The 16,316-nt window shown below is 67.4% G+C and carries 12 protein-coding genes; 8 read left to right on the plus strand and 4 right to left on the minus strand.

Going from position 1 to position 16,316, the window contains the following annotated elements; translation table 11 throughout:
- Window positions 1–10 precede the first annotated feature (10 nt).
- From ACV7NN_RS19135 to ACV7NN_RS19155, 5 genes are all read left to right on the plus strand, one after another.
- Window positions 11–559, plus strand: a complete 549-nt coding sequence (locus ACV7NN_RS19135; RefSeq protein ID WP_463351132.1) for a DivIVA domain-containing protein — start codon at window positions 11–13, stop codon at window positions 557–559.
- Window positions 560–667: 108 nt separating this feature from the next.
- On the plus strand, window positions 668–1,303 hold the full coding sequence (locus ACV7NN_RS19140) for an aggregation-promoting factor C-terminal-like domain-containing protein (protein ID WP_463351133.1): 636 nt from the start codon (window positions 668–670) through the stop codon (window positions 1,301–1,303).
- A 46-nt stretch (window positions 1,304–1,349) separates the two neighbouring features.
- Window positions 1,350–3,092, plus strand: a complete 1,743-nt coding sequence (locus ACV7NN_RS19145) for a cation:proton antiporter (protein ID WP_463351134.1) — start codon at window positions 1,350–1,352, stop codon at window positions 3,090–3,092.
- 27 nt (window positions 3,093–3,119) lie between these two features.
- A complete protein-coding gene (locus tag ACV7NN_RS19150) occupies window positions 3,120–3,419 on the plus strand; it encodes a hypothetical protein (RefSeq protein ID WP_463351135.1) in 300 nt (99 codons plus the stop codon).
- A gap of 2 nt (window positions 3,420–3,421) precedes the next feature.
- Complete coding sequence (locus tag ACV7NN_RS19155) at window positions 3,422–4,162, plus strand: alpha/beta hydrolase (RefSeq protein WP_463351332.1); 741 nt, start codon at window positions 3,422–3,424, stop codon at window positions 4,160–4,162.
- 4 nt (window positions 4,163–4,166) lie between these two features.
- Here the strand turns inward: ACV7NN_RS19155 and ACV7NN_RS19160 are convergent, their stop codons facing one another.
- Together ACV7NN_RS19160 and ACV7NN_RS19165 are read right to left on the minus strand one after the other, a co-directional pair.
- Complete coding sequence (locus tag ACV7NN_RS19160) at window positions 4,167–5,204, minus strand: AI-2E family transporter (protein ID WP_463351136.1); 1,038 nt, start codon at window positions 5,202–5,204, stop codon at window positions 4,167–4,169.
- A gap of 19 nt (window positions 5,205–5,223) precedes the next feature.
- Window positions 5,224–8,127: an apolipoprotein A-IV repeat region-like domain-containing protein gene (locus ACV7NN_RS19165; protein ID WP_463351137.1), complete on the minus strand. Its 2,904-nt coding sequence runs from the start codon at window positions 8,125–8,127 to the stop codon at window positions 5,224–5,226.
- A 281-nt stretch (window positions 8,128–8,408) separates the two neighbouring features.
- Here ACV7NN_RS19165 and ACV7NN_RS19170 point away from each other — a divergent pair, with 281 nt between their 5' ends.
- From ACV7NN_RS19170 to ACV7NN_RS19180, 3 genes are read left to right on the plus strand one after another with little or no spacing between them, the layout of a single operon-like run.
- Window positions 8,409–10,235: a hypothetical protein gene (locus ACV7NN_RS19170; protein ID WP_463351138.1), complete on the plus strand. Its 1,827-nt coding sequence runs from the start codon at window positions 8,409–8,411 to the stop codon at window positions 10,233–10,235.
- Window positions 10,232–11,194, plus strand: coding sequence for a co-chaperone YbbN (locus ACV7NN_RS19175; protein ID WP_463351139.1), 963 nt, complete (start codon window positions 10,232–10,234; stop codon window positions 11,192–11,194). Before ACV7NN_RS19170 ends, ACV7NN_RS19175 begins: the two co-directional genes overlap by 4 nt.
- Window positions 11,195–11,227: 33 nt before the next feature.
- Complete coding sequence (locus ACV7NN_RS19180) at window positions 11,228–12,013, plus strand: SDR family oxidoreductase (RefSeq protein ID WP_463351140.1); 786 nt, start codon at window positions 11,228–11,230, stop codon at window positions 12,011–12,013.
- Here ACV7NN_RS19180 and glgB read toward each other — a convergent pair.
- Window positions 11,997–14,216 carry a 1,4-alpha-glucan branching protein GlgB gene (gene glgB, locus ACV7NN_RS19185; protein ID WP_463351141.1) on the minus strand — a complete coding sequence of 740 codons (2,220 nt, stop codon included), beginning with the start codon at window positions 14,214–14,216 and terminating at the stop codon, window positions 11,997–11,999. The two genes, ACV7NN_RS19180 and glgB, sit on opposite strands and share 17 nt — an antisense overlap.
- Window positions 14,216–16,198, minus strand: coding sequence for an alpha-1,4-glucan--maltose-1-phosphate maltosyltransferase (locus tag ACV7NN_RS19190; RefSeq protein WP_463351333.1), 1,983 nt, complete (start codon window positions 16,196–16,198; stop codon window positions 14,216–14,218). Before ACV7NN_RS19190 ends, glgB begins: the two co-directional genes overlap by 1 nt.
- Window positions 16,199–16,316: the final 118 nt, after the last annotated feature.

Genomic DNA, 16,316 nt, shown 5'->3' on the forward strand with positions numbered 1-16,316 from the left:
CAATAGGGGAGTGAGTACCTTTCCCCGCACCCGCAAATCGAAGCTGGGCTACGACGTCGACCAGGTCGAGGAGTTCCTGCAGCAGGCACGTCGCGCCTACGACTCCGACCAGGACGGCGTCAGCCTGCTGACGGCAGCAGACATCCGTCACACGGCCTTCACGATGCAGAAGGGCGGCTACTCGACCACGCACGTCGATTCCGCGCTCGAGCGCCTCGAGGACGCCTTCGCTTCGCGCGAGCGTGAAGCCGCCAGGAGCGAGCGCGGCGACAGCGCGTGGTACGACGATGCGCGCACGACGGCGCAGGTCATCCTGAATCGCCTCGACCGTCCGGAGGGGCACCGGTTCGCACGGACGAGCGTCCTCACGTTCGGTTATCACCGGGCGGATGTGGACCGGTTCGCGGGCCGTCTGGTGCGCTATTTCCAGGATGCGCGACCGATGAGCGTCGACGAAGTCCGCACGGTGACATTCCGTCCGCAGCGGGGCGGATACAAGGAGATCCAGGTCGATCTGCTGCTGGACAGCGTCACCGATGTGATGCTGGCCGTTCGCTGAGTGTGTCCGCGTCGTCTTGGTATCCACGCGGATGTCCGTTATGGTTCTGTGATCGTGGGTAGACGAGAAGCCGAACTAGTGCCACTCACGCCGTCCAATCCGGTCGGGGTGGCTGTCAGACGACCCCATGTCCGATCGCAGGCGGGCCTCTGGGCGTTCGCTTTCAGCGCTGCCGTGGGCTTCCTCCTGGTCAACGTCGTCGACCCGTACTCCGGTGCGACTGCGGCGACCGTCAGCGTGACGACCTCACGCTTCGGCTCCCAGCCCATCCAGCAGTTGACGGTGGAAGGGTCCTACACGACCACGGTCACGCGCGAGGCGGTCTCGGTGAAGGCGAAGCCCAAGCCGGTCGTTCCGCCCCCCACCAAGGCGTCGTCCAGCAACAGCAGTAGCGGTGGCGGCGGCGGCGGCGGGGGAGCTCCCGCGGCAGGCACGCCCGATCCGGGCACCGCGCAAGCGATCGGCTACAAAATGGTGCACGACCGCGGCTGGGGGGACGACCAGTACAACTGCCTCGTCGCCCTCTGGAACCGCGAGTCGCACTGGAACGTGTACTCCTACAACGCCAACAGTGGCGCGTACGGTATTCCGCAGGCGCTTCCGGGCAGCAAGATGGCGTCCGCCGGGCCGGACTGGCAGACCAACCCCGCCACTCAGATCACGTGGGGTCTCGGCTACATCACAGGTCGTTACGGCACCCCGTGCGGGGCGTGGGACCACTCGCAGAGCACGGGCTGGTACTAGTCGTCCGCTGATCGCTTCGCAGGCGATCGGCTTGTAGCGTAGGTCCATGGAGATCGCGCTGATCGCTGTCGTCGGGGTGATCACCGTCGTCGCTGTGGCCGCGTTCGCGAAACAGCTCGGTGTTGCGGCACCCCTGGTGCTCGTCGTCGTCGGTGTTGCGACGTCATTCCTGCCGGGGCTGCCCTCCGAGTTCATCGTGCCCTCGTGGGTCATCCTGACGCTGGTGCTCCCTCCGCTGCTCTACTCGTCGGCGGTCCAGGTGCAGCTGACGGATTTCCGCCGCAATCTCGGCACGATCTCGACCCTGTCCGTCCTGCTCGTCATCGCTAGCGCGTTCATCGTCGGATTCACGCTCTATGCCCTGCTTCCCGGGCTTCCGCTCGGCTCCGCCATCGCGCTGGGGGCCATCGTCAGTCCGACGGATGCGGTGGCCGCCACGTCGATCGCCCGACGGCTCGGCCTTCCCACGCGACTGGTCGCCGTACTCGAGGGCGAGAGCCTCGTGAACGACGCATCCGCCCTCGTGCTGCTGAAGGCGGCGCTGGGGGCGACCGCTGCCTCGCTCAGCGTGTGGGCGATCGGCGGGGACTTCCTCTATTCGGTCGTGATCGCGATCGGCGTCGGTCTCGTGGTCGGCGTGGTCAACGTGTGGGTCCGCGCGAAGCTGAAGGATTCGGTGCTGGAGACTGCGATCTCGTTCGTCGTCCCCTTCGTCGCTTTCATCCCCGCCGAGTCGCTCGGCGCATCCGGCGTGCTCGCCGTCGTGATCGCCGGCATCTACACCGGTCACCGCGCAGCGCAGTCGTTCACCGCCCAGGCGCGGCTCAGTGAGCAGATCAACTGGCGCACCATCCAATTCCTGCTCGAGAACGGCGTCTTCCTGCTGATGGGCCTCCAGCTGAACACGATCGTCACGCAGGCACAGGGTGGCGTGCTCGGCCTCGGCGGTGCATTCGTGCTCGGGCTGGCGCTGTGCGTGCTGCTGCTCGCCATCCGAGCGCTGTTCGTCCTCCCGATCATCTGGCAGCTGCGCAGGAACCAGAGACGCGCCCCCGAAGTCGGCGAGCGTCTCTCCGACGGCCTGGAGCGCGTGCGCACCGAGCGCGAACGCCGGCCGCCGGGGGATGAGCGCTCGGAGCGTCGCTGGAACCGCTTCACACGCTATCTCGAGCGTCGTGAAGCGGATGTCTCCGATCTGCAGGACTCGCCGGTCGGCTGGCGCGGGGGCGTGGTGCTCATCTGGGCGGGGATGCGCGGTGTCGTCACCCTCGCGGCCGCCCAGACGCTTCCTCAGTCTGCGTATCGCTCTCCGCTCATCCTGATCGCCTTCACTGTCGCGCTCGTCACCCTTCTCGTCCAGGGCGGCACCCTGCCCCTGGTGATCCGCAGGCTCGGCGTCACGGGTTCGGATGCTGCCGCAGACCGGCGCGAACTGGCCGGCCTTCTCGAGGAGATGAGCAAAGCGGGGCTGGCCGCCATCGAGCATCCGGACGACGAGGTCGAGGCCGGCCGCACGTACGACCCCGAGGTCGTCGAGCGGGTGCGGGAGGACACGATGCTTCGCGTGGAAGCGCAGTGGGAGCGCGCAGAACGCGAGGCCTCGGACAGTCCCGCGTTCGGACCGCACCAGCAGTACCAGGCGCTCAGGGAGCAGGTCCTTGCGGCGGAGCGCGACGCATTGCTGGATGCGCGGAGCCGCGGCAGCTACTCCTCCCGGGTGCTGACCCACGCGCAGCTCATGCTCGATTTCGAGGAGTCGCGCGCCTCCCAGCGTGACGACCAGGTCTGAGTTCAGGCCCGTCCTAGACTGGATCCCATGCCGCGCAGCAACCGTCCCCGAGGTCGCAGGACCAGTCCGGACGACGACGAGGCTCTGGACCTCTCGCGCGTCACCCAGGGCTGGCGACGCACCGAGGTGCGTCGCGGTCTCGCCTGGAACGTCCAGCCGGTCTCGCCGGTGCAGGCGGTCAAGGTCTACACGTGCCCGGGTTGCGGGCTGGAGATCGAGCCGGGGGTCGCGCACCTCGTGACCTGGCGCGCCGATGGGCTCATGGGGGATGCAGCGGACATCGCGGCCCGGCGACACTGGCACACACACTGCTGGAGGATCAGTTGACCATCGAGATCAGGGGCGGCGTCGAGCTCCCGGCACGCCGCGAGGACATCGAACTCCACACGAGCGACGGCCTCACGCTGGTCGGCGAACTCGCCGTGCCCATCGACCGGGCGCCGGTCGCGACCCTGGTGACGTTGCATCCGCTTCCGACGGGAGGCGGATTCATGGACTCCCACATCCTCCGCAAGGCCGCTGCCCGGCTGCCTGCGCTCGCGGACATCGCCGTCCTGCGGTTCAACACCCGTGGCACGCGCTCCCCGCGCGGTACGAGCGGCGGCCAGTTCAACGGAGGGGTCGACGAGCGCTTCGACGTCGACGCCGCCATGGCGTTCGTCGCCGAGCGGCGCCTTCCGCATCCGTGGCTGGTCGGCTGGTCGTTCGGAACCGAGCTCGCGCTCATGTACGGTCGGCAACTGGCCGTCGACGGGGTGATCCTGCTCTCGCCGCCCCTTCACCGTGCGACGCCGCAGCAACTCGCGGCCTGGGCGGGGGACAGCCGGCCGATGGTCGCGCTGATCCCTGAGCACGACGACTACCTGCGCCCCGCTGCCGCGGCCGAAAAATTCGCGGACGTCCCTCAGATCGAACTCGTGAACGTCGAGGGCGGCAAGCACCTCTGGGTGGGAGAGTACCAGACGAGGCGGGTGCTCACGGAGATCGTGAAACGCGTCAACCCGGCCGCCATGCCGCTTCCGACGGAGTGGTCCGGATCGGACGAATCACCGGTCGCACCCGACGCCTGAGGAGTCAGAGCTCGTTCTGGCGCGGTATGACCACCTGTTTGATGATCAGCAGGATGGAGGCGGCGAACGGGATCGCGATCAGCGCGCCGAGGATGCCGAGAAGGGATCCGCCGGCGAGTGCGGCGATGACCACGATCGCGCCGGGCACCGATACTGCGCGGTTCATGATGCGGGGGCTGAGCACGTACGCCTCGACCTGCATGTACACCAGGTAGTAGATCGCTGCCGCAAGTGCGGTCGGGCCGCCGGACAGCAGGCAGATCGCCACGATGATCACTGACCCGGTGATCGTTCCGACGAGGGGGATCAACGAGAAGAAGAACGCGATGAACGCGAGGAGGATCGGGAACCTCGCGCCGATGATCGTCAGGAAGATCGCGCTGAGCGCTCCGTTGACGAGGGCGAGGGAGACCTGGCCCATGACGTACTTCCCGACGGAGTCGGTAATCTGGTCGGCCAGGTCGGCGAACCGCGCGCGCTTCGAGGCGGGAACCAGCAGGTAGCTGGCCCGCTTGATGTTCGGCAGCGAAGCCGTGAAATAGATCGTGAGGATGATCACGACGACCACGCCGAAGAACCCGCTCACGATACCGAGGCCGGTCTGGACGATACCGTTCGTGATGTTGCCGACGTTGCTCTGGAGCCAGTGGACGACGTTGTTGATGTTCTCCTGGTTGACGATGGTCGGGAACTGGTGCTGCAGCTGCTCGAACCACTTCTGGGCGTCGCCTTTCTGCACCCAGCTGACGATGCCCTGCACGAGCTGCGTCGCCTGGCCGACCGCGATGGGCACGATCGCCCAGATCAGGGCGGTGAACGCACCGATGATGACGACCAGGACGGTGACCAGCGCTGCCCAGCGGGGGAACTTGCGGCGTTCCAGGAACAAGATCAGCGGTTCGATGCCTAGCGCGATGAAGAGCGCGGCTCCGATGTAGGTGAGGATCGTCGACAGCGAGACGATCGACATCAGGATCAGGAGGCCGAGGCCCACGCCCAGGGTTCCGATGAGGCCGAATCTGAACGCGTTCTGGATCTTCATCCGGACCTCTCCCCGTGGTCTAGCCGTTGTTGTCCGACGTCACCTTCTCAGCCTGCTGGAGCACACCGCGCAGGTTCTCGAAGTAGCCGGCGACAGCTTCTCGCTCGATCCTAATCTGAGCGAGCCGCTCTTCCGCGTCAGCCACGAGGCGTTCCGTGCGCTTCTCGGCGTCGTCGACAAGGTCCGCCGCCCGCTTCTCGGCCTCGCCGACGATCGTGCGCGCTGTCGATTCTGCATCCTTGCGCGCTGCCTTGACTTCGGCGCGGGCCTCGGCCTCGATCGCGTCGGCCTCCTCGCGCTTCTCCGTCGTGCGCTTGATCGCCTCGGCCAGCTGCTGGTTGGCCTCATCCAGGTACTTCTGGGTCTGGGCGACAGCCTCCTGGTGACGGGCGAGGTGCTCCTTCTCGGCTTCGTCCCTGCGGGCCTTGAGCTCCACATCCAGGTCGATGCGCGCCTGTTCGAGCTCGCGCGCCCCGGCCGCAGCGGCATCGAGTGCCTCCGTGCGCACCGCGGCCAACGCGTTCTCGAGCGCTGCGCGCGCCTCCACGCTCTCCGCCGCGAAGGCTGAGCGGGCGGATGCGATCTCGTCGGCGAGGTCGGCACGAGCCTGCTCGAGCTCGCTCGCCAGCCCGGCGCGCGCCTCCGAGGACTGCTTCTCGAGGTCGACCCTGGCCTGCTCGGTCTCTTCGGCGAGGGCGACACGGGTGTCCTCGGCCTCGCGTGCAAGGGCGATTCGGGTCTGCTCGCGCTCATTGGCGAGCTCGAGCCGGACTGTCTCGCTCTCTTCGGCCAGCGCCGCCTTGGTCGTCTCGACCTCGTCCAACAGCGCGGCTTTGGTCGTCTCGACCTCCTCCGTCAGCGCGCTGGTCTTCTTCTCGACCTCTGCCGCCAGGCGGCTCTTCGTGCGCTTCACCTCGGTGGCGAGTTTGCTCTTCGTCTGCTCGACCTCTGCGGTGAGGGCGCTCTTGGTCGCCGTCACTTCGGCAGCGAGGTTCGCCTGCGTCTGTTCGACCTCGGTCGCGAGAGCCGTCTGCGCTTGGAGGACTTCGTCGGCGAGTGCTGCCCGGGTGCCGTCGACCTCTGCGGTGAGGGCGTTGCGGGTCTCCTCGACCTCGGCGGTGAGCGCGTTCTTCGTCGTACGCACCTCGGTCTCGAGCTCGGCCTTCACCTTCTCGACCTCGGTGGCGAGATCGGCACGGGCCTTGTCGACCTCGGCGGCCACGCTGGACCGGGTCGTCGTGACCTCGTTCTCGAGAGCGGCTTTCGTCGTGCTGACCTCGTTCTCGAGCGCAGTCCGCGTGGTGATGACGTCGTTCTCGAGCGCGGCCTTTGTCGTGCTGACTTCTTGTTCGAGCACGGCTTTGGTCGAGGTGACTTCTTGTTCGAGCGCGGCCTTCGTCGAGGTGACTTCTTGTTCGAGCGCCGCCTTGGTCGAGGTGACCTCGTTGTCGAGTTCAGTCCGGGCCGTGTTGACTTCGTTCGCGAGCTCGGCGCGCGTCGTCGTGACCTCGTTCTCGAGTTCGGCTCGAGTGCTCGTCACCTCGTTGGCAAGGTCGGCCTTCGTCTTCTCGACCTGTGCGGCGAGCGTGGTCGTGGTCTCTTCGACCTCGGTGGCGAGCGCGCTCCTGGTGCTGTCGACGTCGGCCGCGAGCGCATTCTTCGTCTGCTCGACCTCGAGGGCGAGGTTGCGCTTCGTCTCCTCGACCTCGGTCGTGAGGGCGCTCTTCGTCTGCTCCACCTCGGCCGCCAGAGCGCTCTTGGTGGTCGTGACCTCTGCGGCCAGGTTCGCCTGCGTCTGTTCCACCTCGGTGGCGAGGGAGGTCTTCGTCTGCAGGACCTCGTCGGCGAGGGCACTTCTGGTCTGGACGACATCGTCGTTCAGCGCACTCCTGGCCTGTTCGACCTCGGCCGTCAGGGCTGTACGCGTCTGTTCCACCTCGACCGCGAGGGCGCGCTTGGTCTGGTCGACTTCGGTCTCGAGAGCGTGCTTCGTCGTCTGGACCTCGTTGGCCAGGTCCGCCCGCGTCTGCGCGGTCTCGCTCGCGAGGGATGCGCGTGCGCGTTCCGTCTCGGCGGCGAGGTCGGCCCGGGCCTGGCGCGTCTCATTCGCCAGTGCGGTGCGCGCTTCGAGGGTCTCGGCATCGAGGGCCACCCTGGTCTGCTCGATGTCGCGGGCGAGGGCAAGGCGCGCCTGCTCGGACTCGGCCTCGAAGGCGGCTCGCGCAGCCTCCAGGTCGGCCGTGGCCTCAGCGCGACGCTGGTTCAGTTCGCGCTCGATGTCGTCGGCCTCGGCACGTGCCGCCGCCGCGTCGCGGGTGGCGACGACCTTCAGCTCTGCCGCCTCCCGCTCGGCCTCCGCACGTACGGCCGCGGACTCGCGCTTGCTCGTCGCACGCAGTTCCGCAGCCTCGGTGGCGACGGCTCCGCGGATGGCTGCGGCCTCGCGGATCGCATCCTGGGTCAGCGTCTCGGAGTCGTCCTTGGCCTTCGCGACGAGTTCAGCCGCCTCGATCTGCGCATCCTCGATGGTCGTCGCCGCGCGGGCGCGGGCGTCGGCGAGCACGCGCTCGGCCTGCTGGGCCGCCGCCTGCTTGATCTTGTCCACGTCGGCTGCGACTCCGTTGCGGAGCTTCTCCGCGTCGATGTCGGCCTGGGCGATCAAGCGCGTCGACTGCTCTTCAGCGACACGGAGAGTGTTCTCGAGCTTCGTGCCCAACCCGGAGAAGGTCGGGCTGCCGACCTCTTCGATCTCGGCGTTGAGCTCCTCCACGCGGATCTGGAGCCGTTTGATCTCCTTGGCCGATTCGGCACTCTGCGTGTTCGACTTGATGAGTTCGCGACGGAGGCCCTGGATGGCCTTGTCTACCTCGTCCTTGTCGTAGCCGCGGAATACCTGCGTGAAGTTCTCTTCGTCGGTCGCCACTGTCTCTCCTGGTCAATTGACTGCAGGCATTCGGGGGGTGGGGCGCTGCAACCGATCCGATCTTAGCGACAGCACCTGCGTGCCGCACTTGCGTCTCTCGCAGGCAACGGTTGGCGGGCTCTCAGGGTGGTCCGGTATCGTTGGGTGACTTTGTTTGTTGCCGTTCCGCGGCGGTCGCTCCGCTGCGGATGGTGTGGTCCAGAACCCGATGAGGGCGGCAACCGTCGTCCGGCCGCACCGCGCATCGCTCAGCGAGAACGGGCAGCACAGGAGGAGCTTTTTTGCGTTTCGTACTCGCCATCGTCGCCTTCGTGGTGGCGGCCGTGATGATCCTCGCCGGCATCGCACAGCGCACGGTGTTCGCACCGCCCGCCCAGGTGTCGGCGGCAACAACGGTCAGCGGCGACCACCGCTTCATCGTGATCGACGGCGCCGTGCTCAATTCGCACCCGGGTCAGCAGACCCTCTACGTGAACGGCGCCAAGAACGAACTGGTCGCCTACGGTCGCACCGCCGATGTCACGGCATGGCTGGGCGACCAGTCGTACGCGACGCTGAAGTACGACGCCTCCAGCGGCAGCCTGACCAGCAAGGAGGTCACGCCGCCCCCGGCCGTGGATTTCCAGGGCTCATCGACCGCCCCTGCGACGTCCGCTCCGACGGGCTCCAGCACCTCCGCCGAAGGGAAGGGTCCGAACCCTGCCGGCTCGGACCTCTGGCTCGAGGAGTTCGACGGTACGGACGCGAACGTGACCCGCATGAACGTGCCCGACAACATCAGTGTGATCATCGCCAGCGATGGCACAGCCCCCGCGCCGAACCAGATCCGGATCGTGTGGCCGCTCGACGCCAGCACACCCTGGGCGGGTCCGCTGATCGTCGGCGGTGGAGCACTTCTCATCGTCGGTCTGGGCCTCTACCTGTGGGGGCTGTACGCACTGCGCAGGTCGCGGGGGCCGAGACGTAAGGGCGGACCCAAGATGCCGAAGCTTCCGAAGGCACCCAAGTACAAGCCGACCAAGTCCATCGAAGCGACGCCGAAGGGGCGCCGCTCGGCGGGGCGCGCCATGGTCGCCATTCCGGTCGTCCTGGTCGGGGCTCTCGGGCTCTCCGGCTGCTCCGGTGACTACTGGCCGCACTTCGGGGCCGCGACCCCGATGGCAACGTCGACTCCGATCACCACGGAACTGCCCAAGGCGAAGGATGTGCTGCCGCCTTCCGTGACAGTTCCGCAGCTCGAGCGGATCATGACCAAGATCTCCGCTGTCGCGACGGCGGCGGATGCGAAGCTCGACTCCACAGGCATCGCCACCCGTTTCACCGGTCCGGCCCTTCAATTGCGTCAGGCGAACTATGCCATCCGCGCGAAGAAGTCCGACGTGGCGGCCCTCCCGGCCATCGCGGCCGGACCGCTGGCGCTGACCCTCCCGCAGGCGACCGACATGTGGCCCCGCGTCGTGTCGACCGTGGTCCAAGGGTCGAGCAAGACGCAGGCGCCGCAGGCGATCACGCTGGTGCAGCAGACGCCGCGGTCCAACTACCTCGTGACCTACGCCGTCTCGCTCGAGCCCAAGGCCAAGGTCCCCGACCTGGCGCCCGCGGCCATCGGTGCGGCCGTCGTGCCCCCGGACTCGAAGCTCCTGCTTCTCCCACCGAAGCAGCTCGCCGCCGCGTACGGCGACATCCTCATGAAGGGCCCGAAGAGCACGTACTTCAACCTCTTCGATGCTCAGGGCGACACGCTGCGTCCGGCCGTCGGCGTCGAATACAAGGCCAAGAAGAAGGCGATCATCCCCAAGACCGCGTCCCTCACGTTCACCAACCAGGTCGGGGCGGGTGATCCCATCGCGATGGCGACGAACGATTCCGGCGCGATCGTCTGGACGAATCTGGACGAGACGGAGACACTGAAGGTGGTCGAAGCCGGCGCGGAGGTCAGCGCCGGTGCAAGTTCGGCGGCTCTCAGCGGAGTGGTGTCCAGCAAGAAGGGCATCGCCTCGACGTACGGATACCAGCTGGCGTTCTACGTTCCGCCTGCAGGCTCCGACCAGAAGATCACGTTGCTCGGGTTCGCCCAGGGCCTCGTCTCAGCCAAGGAGGTTCAATGAGCCAGATCCCTCCCGCCAACCTGCGCGGGGCCGTCGATCTTTCGTCCCTGGTCGACCGTGCTGCGGTGCCAGGGCCGGCGGCACCTGGCCCGAGCGACGCGGCGGCGCAGTCCCTCGCGTTGCCCAGTCTCTTCTTCCAGGGCACCGACGCCAACTTCAACGACTTCCTCGACCTGTCGATGACCGTACCGGTGATCGTGGACCTCGCAGCATCGTGGGCCGAGCCGTCGCAGCAGCTCTCGCGGACGCTCGAACGGGTCATCCTGGACTATGACGGCAGCTTCGTGCTCGTCACCGTAGACGTCGATGCCAATCCGCAGCTCGCGCAGGCATTCCAGGCCCAATCCGTCCCTGCCGCTGCAGCCGTGATCGCCGGTCGTCCGGTCCAGCTCTTCGCCGGGGCGCTCCCCGAGGCGCAGGTGCGCGACGTCTTCGAACAGCTTCTGCAGCTCGCAGCCCAGAACGGCGTGACCGGCCGGGTGACCGTCGACGGCGCACAGGCGCCAGTGGAGCCCGACGACCAGGCCGAGCCGCAGCCGGAGCCGCTACCCCCGCACCACGCCGAGGCGTACGAAGCGATAGAACGCGGAGATTTCGAAGGGGCCATCGCCGAGTACAAGCTCGCCATCGCGCAGGACCCGCGCGACACGATGGCGGTCGCCGGTCTCGCACAGGTGAGCCTGCTCGCCCGCCTCCAGGGCAGGACTGCCGATGAGATCCGGTCCGCGGCCGCGGAGGACCCGGCCGATGCCGAGTCCCAGCAGCTCGTCGCCGACCTCGACATCTCCGGCGGTCATGTGGATGACGCCTTCGACCGCCTGCTCACGCTCTTCCCGAAACTCGCCGGTGCAGACCGCGACTCCGTGCGGGCGCGCCTGATCGACTATTTCGAGATCGTCGGTGTGGACGACCCGCGGGTGATGAGGGCGCGGGCTAGGCTGGCCTCGCTTCTGTACTGACACCACGCCAGACCAGATCTCGGGAGGCTCCGCATGGCGCGCGTCCTCGTCGTCGGTGGAACCGGGCTGGCCGGCCGCGCGATCGCGGCCGAAGCTGTCGGCCGAGGTCATGACGTGGTCGTCGCCAGTCGACGGGTTCCGGATGACGACAGCGCAGCCTACGTGCCCGGCGCCGTCTACGCGACGGTCGATCTGGTGACCGCCGACGGCCTCGAGGAAGCCGTCGACGGAATCGATGTGCTGATCGACGCGTCGAACGGAGCCGGACGCGAGGCGGCGCACACCTTCATGGCGGGCTCGCAGAACCTGCTGCACACGGCAGCCCGGTTCGGCGTCGGCCACGCAGTGCTGCTCTCCATCGTCAACGTCGACCGCTCCGCGTACGCGTATTACCGCGCGAAGGCCGCCCAGGAACGCACCTTCCGCGATTCGCCGATCGAGACCCGCATCGTGCGTACGACGCAGTTCCACGATTTCGTCGCATCCACGTTCGCTTCCGGCGCTCGGATGGGAGTCATCCCGGCCTTCACGAAGGTGCGTTTCCAGACCATCGCGGTTCCGGATGTCGCGCGCATCCTGGTCGATGCCGCTGAAGGATCGGGGCCCGCGGACGCGACACGCACGGTCGGAGGGCCGCGCATCCAGACGTCCCGCGCCCTCGCCCAGGCATGGAAGGCTGCGACCGGCTCGCGCGCTGTCATCGCCGGCGTTCGTCAGGGCGGCGCACTGGGCGCCTCCTGGCGTGCGGGCGAAAACCTGGCTCCCGATCAGGCGATCGACGGCCTCGATTTCGACGGCTGGCTCAGCTCGACGGCCTGAGCCACAGTCCCGCCAGTGGTGGCAGCGTGACGAGCGCGGAAGCCGGGCGTCCGCCCCACGGCTCGTCGACGGCGTCGACTGCGCCGAGGTTGCCGACACCTGACCCGCCGAAGGCGGTGGCGTCGGTGTTGAGCAGCTCTTCCCACCGCCCGGCGAACGGCAGCCCGACGCGGTAGTCGCTGTGCGGGTTCCCCGAGAAGTTCATCAGCACCGCGATCGGGTTGCCGTCGTCGTCCCAGCGCAGGAACGAGACGACGTTCCCGGCCGCGTCACCGCCGTCGATCCACTCGAATCCGGCGGGGTCGTTGTCGAGCGCCCACAGCGCGGCGTTGGCGCGGTAGACGCGGTTGAGCTGGGCTACCAGGTCGAAAAGGCCGCGGTGCGTCGGCTGGTCGAGGATCCACCAGTCCAGGCCGCGCTCCTCGCTCCATTCCGACGGCTGGCCGAATTCCTGCCCCATGAACAGCAACTGCTTGCCCGGATGCGCCCACATGAATGACAGGTAGGCGCGCACATTGGCGAGCTGCTGCCAATGATCGCCAGGCATCTTGCTCAGCAACGAGCCTTTGCCGTGTACGACCTCGTCGTGGCTGATCGGGAGGAGGAAGTTCTCGCTGAACGCGTAGACGAACGAGAACGTGATCTCGTTGTGGTGGTAGGAGCGGTACATCGGGTCTTCGTGGATGTACTGCAGCGAGTCGTGCATCCACCCCATGTTCCATTTGAATCCGAATCCGAGTCCGCCGCTGGAGGTGGGCTGCGTGACGCCGCCCCAGCTGGTCGACTCCTCGGCGATCATCACGGTGCCGGGGTTGCGTTTGTACGCCGTCGCCGTGACCTCCTGCAGGAAGCTGATGGCCTCGAGGTTCTCGCGGCCGCCGTACTTGTTCGGCTCCCATTCGCCGTCTTCGCGGGAGTAGTCGAGGTAGAGCATCGATGCGACCGCGTCCACGCGCAGGCCGTCGACATGGAACTCCTCGAGCCAGTAGAGCGCGTTCGCGACCAGGAAGTTGCGCACCTGCGAGTTTCCGAAGTCGAAGATCAGGGTGCCCCAGTCCTTCTGCTCGCCGCGGCGAGGGTCCGAGTGCTCGTACAGGGGCTGACCGTCGAAGCGGGCCAGTGCCCAATCGTCTTTCGGGAAGTGGCCCGGGACCCAGTCGATGAGCACACCGATGCCGGCCTGGTGCAGGCGGTCGATCAGGTAGCGCAGATCGTCGGGGTGGCCGAACCTGCTGGTGGGTGCGTAGTAGCCGGTGACCTGGTAGCCCCAGGAGCCGCCGAACGGATGCTCGGCCAAGGGCAGGAACTCGATGTGCGTGTAGCCGAGCTCGCCCACGTATTCGATGAGCTGGTCGGCGAGCTCGCGGTAGCCGAGCCCTGGCCGCCAGCTTCCCACATGGAGTTCGTACACGCTCATGGGGCCGTTGTGCGGGTTGTGCGAGGAGCGCGCCGTGAGCCAGTCTCCGTCATGCCAGTCGTAGTGCGTCTCTCCGACGACGGATGCCGTGGCCGGCGGGCATTCCGTGTAGCGCGCCATCGGGTCGGCTTTGCGTACCCAGTTTCCGTCCTGGCCGAGAAGGTCGTACTTGTAGATCGTTCCGGGGGTCAGGCCAGGGACGAACAGCTCCCAGACGCCGGTCTCGCCCATGTTGCGCATGGCGTGCTGGGTTCCGTCCCAGTCGTTGAAGTCGCCGACGACCCGCACCGCGCGCGCGTGCGGCGCCCAGACCGCGAATCCGGTTCCGATGCTCTCGGCGGTCACGCCGTACTGCGCCTTGTAGTGCGAGCCCAGTGCATCCCAGAGGCGCTCGTGTCTGCCCTCGCCGATCAGGTGCAGGTCGAGTTCGCCGATCGAGGGCCGGAACCGGTACGGGTCGTCCGCTGTCCAGGCCGGCGCATTCGCGTAGTGCGTCTCGATCACGTAGTCCTGCGGTCCGAGCAGGCTGAAGCCCTGCCAGATGCCGTGCGCAAGATGACCGAGTTCGATGCGGGCCCCGTTCGAGAGCACGGCGACGACCTCGCTCGCGAGCGGCCGGAGGGCGCGGATGACTGTGATGGGGTCGTCGATGCCGTCCGCGCGGACGACATGCTGGCCGAGCACGGCGTGGGGATCGTGGTGGCTGCCGGCCGCGACGGCGGCGAGCAGCGGGTCGCGGAGAGTGGGGAGCGCGATCGCGGCCGCACCTTCGGGGATCGGGCTCATCAGGGGGTCCCCTTCACGCTCAGGATGTGGACGGGCTCGGTGAACGCATCGAGCCGCACGTAGTTGTCGGCGCCCCAGGTCCATTTCGCGCCCGTGACGATGTCTTTCACTTCGAACTGACCGCCTTGGGGGATCCCGAACCGGGTGACGTCGAGGTGGACGACGGTCTCGCGCACGGAATGCGGGTCGACGTTGGCGACGACGAGGATGGCATCCGGTTTGCCGCTCCGGGTGAAGGCCCCCGCGAGGTACTTGCTGAAGACGAGGATCGCGTCGTCGTCGCTCTCGTGCACGTGCAGGTTGCGCAACTGCCGCAGGGCCGGATGCTCGCTCCTGGCCCGGTTCAGCATGGTCAGGTAGGGGGCGAGCGATTTACCGAGGTTCTGGGCCCGCGCGTAGTCGCGCGGACGGAACTCGTACTTCTCGTTGTCGATGTACTCTTCCGCACCGGCGCGCGCGACGTTCTCGTACAGTTCGAAGCCGGAGTACACCCCCCAGGTGGGCGCGCCTGTCGCGGCGATCGCGGCACGGATCTTGAAGGCCGCCGGACCGCCGAACTGGAGATACTCGGTGAGGATGTCCGGCGTGTTCACGAAGAGGTTCGGGCGCAGGAAGTCGGCGGTTTCGTGCGCCAGGCCGTCGAGGAACTCGGCGAGCTCGTCTTTCGTGTTCCGCCAGGTGAAGTACGTGTACGACTGCTGGAAGCCCACCTTGCCGAGGGTGTGCAGGATCGCCGGCCGCGTGAACGCTTCGGCCAGGAAGACCACGTCGGGATGCTGCGCATTGACGTGGTGGATCAGCCACTCCCAGAAGCCGATCGGCTTGGTGTGCGGGTTGTCGACGCGGAAGATCTTCACGCCGAGGGAGATCCAGTAGAGCACGATGCGCAGGATCTCGTCGCGCAGGCCGACCGGATCGTTGTCGAAGTTGATCGGGTAGATGTCCTGGTACTTCTTGGGCGGGTTCTCCGCGTACGCGATCGAACCGTCGGGAAGAGAGGTGAACCATTCGGGATGCGTTTTCACCCACGGGTGGTCGGGCGCGGCCTGGAGCGCGAGGTCGAGAGCGACTTCAAGGCCCGCCTGCTTCGCCTTGCCGACGAAGAACAGGAAATCCTTCTCCGTGCCGAGGTCCGGGTGGATCGCGTCGTGGCCGCCTTCGGCGCTGCCGATCGCCCAGGGTGACCCGGGGTCTCCGGGGCCCGCGTTCAGGGTGTTGTTGGGCCCCTTGCGGAATTCGTGCCCGATCGGATGGATGGGCGGCAGGTAGACGACATCGAACCCCATGGCGGCGACCTCGGGGAGGCGCTTGGCGGCCGAACGGAACGTGCCGGACTTCCACGAACCGTCCGGTTGCTTCTTCGCCCCCTCGGAGCGGGGGAAGAACTCGTACCAGCTGCCCACTCCGGCCCGTGTGCGCTCGACGAGGACTCTGCGAGTGGGCGAGAGCGTCGGGAGGCTGACGACAGGGCGGGCGTCCAGGACACCGACGACGCGGGCGTCCGTCGCGGCCGCGAGTCGTTCATCGGGTGTCTTCGACGTGTCCGCGACGGTCTTCGCCGCCTCGCCGAGATGGCGGCGTTCGGCCGTACTGCGGCGTTCGTCCTCAGCGGCGCGCTCGAGGAGCCCGCGGCCGATGGTGAACATGAGCTCGACGTCGACCCCCGCCGGAACCTTGACCGTCGCATTGTGCAGCCAGGTCGCGTACTCGTCGCCGTACGCCTGGATGCGGTAGCGCCAGAGGCCTTCGGTCTCGAGCTGGACGAGCGCCTCCCACCGGTCGGTACCGGGGGCGACCGCCTTCATCCGGTGCTCGGTCTGCACGCCGTTCGGATCGAGGAGAAGCAGGTCAACCCCGATCAGGTCGTGGCCCTCCCGGAACGCGGTGGCACGGAACGGGATGACCTCCCCGTTGAACGCCTTGGCCGGCCACGCGCCGTCATCGACCTGGGGTGACAGGGCGAGGATCGGGATGCGCCCGATGGCCGGGGCGAACGGCGACGGTGCGGGACCGTCACTGACCCGTACAGCATCCGTGCGGGTGCCCTTGCCCGCCTTCTGGTTCTCCGCAGTCTTTCCCACCCCCTGACCGTACCGCGCG

The organism is Leifsonia sp. Ger2509 (genome assembly GCF_055231915.1).

Excerpts from the sequence above, each read along its gene's own strand:
- ACV7NN_RS19175 (WP_463351139.1), top strand. The coding sequence starts at position 10,232 with ATGAGCCAGATCCCTCCCGCCAACCTGCGCGGGGCCGTCGATCTTTCG.
- glgB (WP_463351141.1), bottom strand. The coding sequence starts at position 14,216 with ATGAGCCCGATCCCCGAAGGTGCGGCCGCGATCGCGCTCCCCACTCTC.
- ACV7NN_RS19160 (WP_463351136.1), bottom strand. The coding sequence starts at position 5,204 with ATGAAGATCCAGAACGCGTTCAGATTCGGCCTCATCGGAACCCTGGGC.
- ACV7NN_RS19145 (WP_463351134.1), top strand. The coding sequence starts at position 1,350 with ATGGAGATCGCGCTGATCGCTGTCGTCGGGGTGATCACCGTCGTCGCT.
- ACV7NN_RS19150 (WP_463351135.1), top strand. The coding sequence starts at position 3,120 with ATGCCGCGCAGCAACCGTCCCCGAGGTCGCAGGACCAGTCCGGACGAC.
- ACV7NN_RS19180 (WP_463351140.1), top strand. The coding sequence starts at position 11,228 with ATGGCGCGCGTCCTCGTCGTCGGTGGAACCGGGCTGGCCGGCCGCGCG.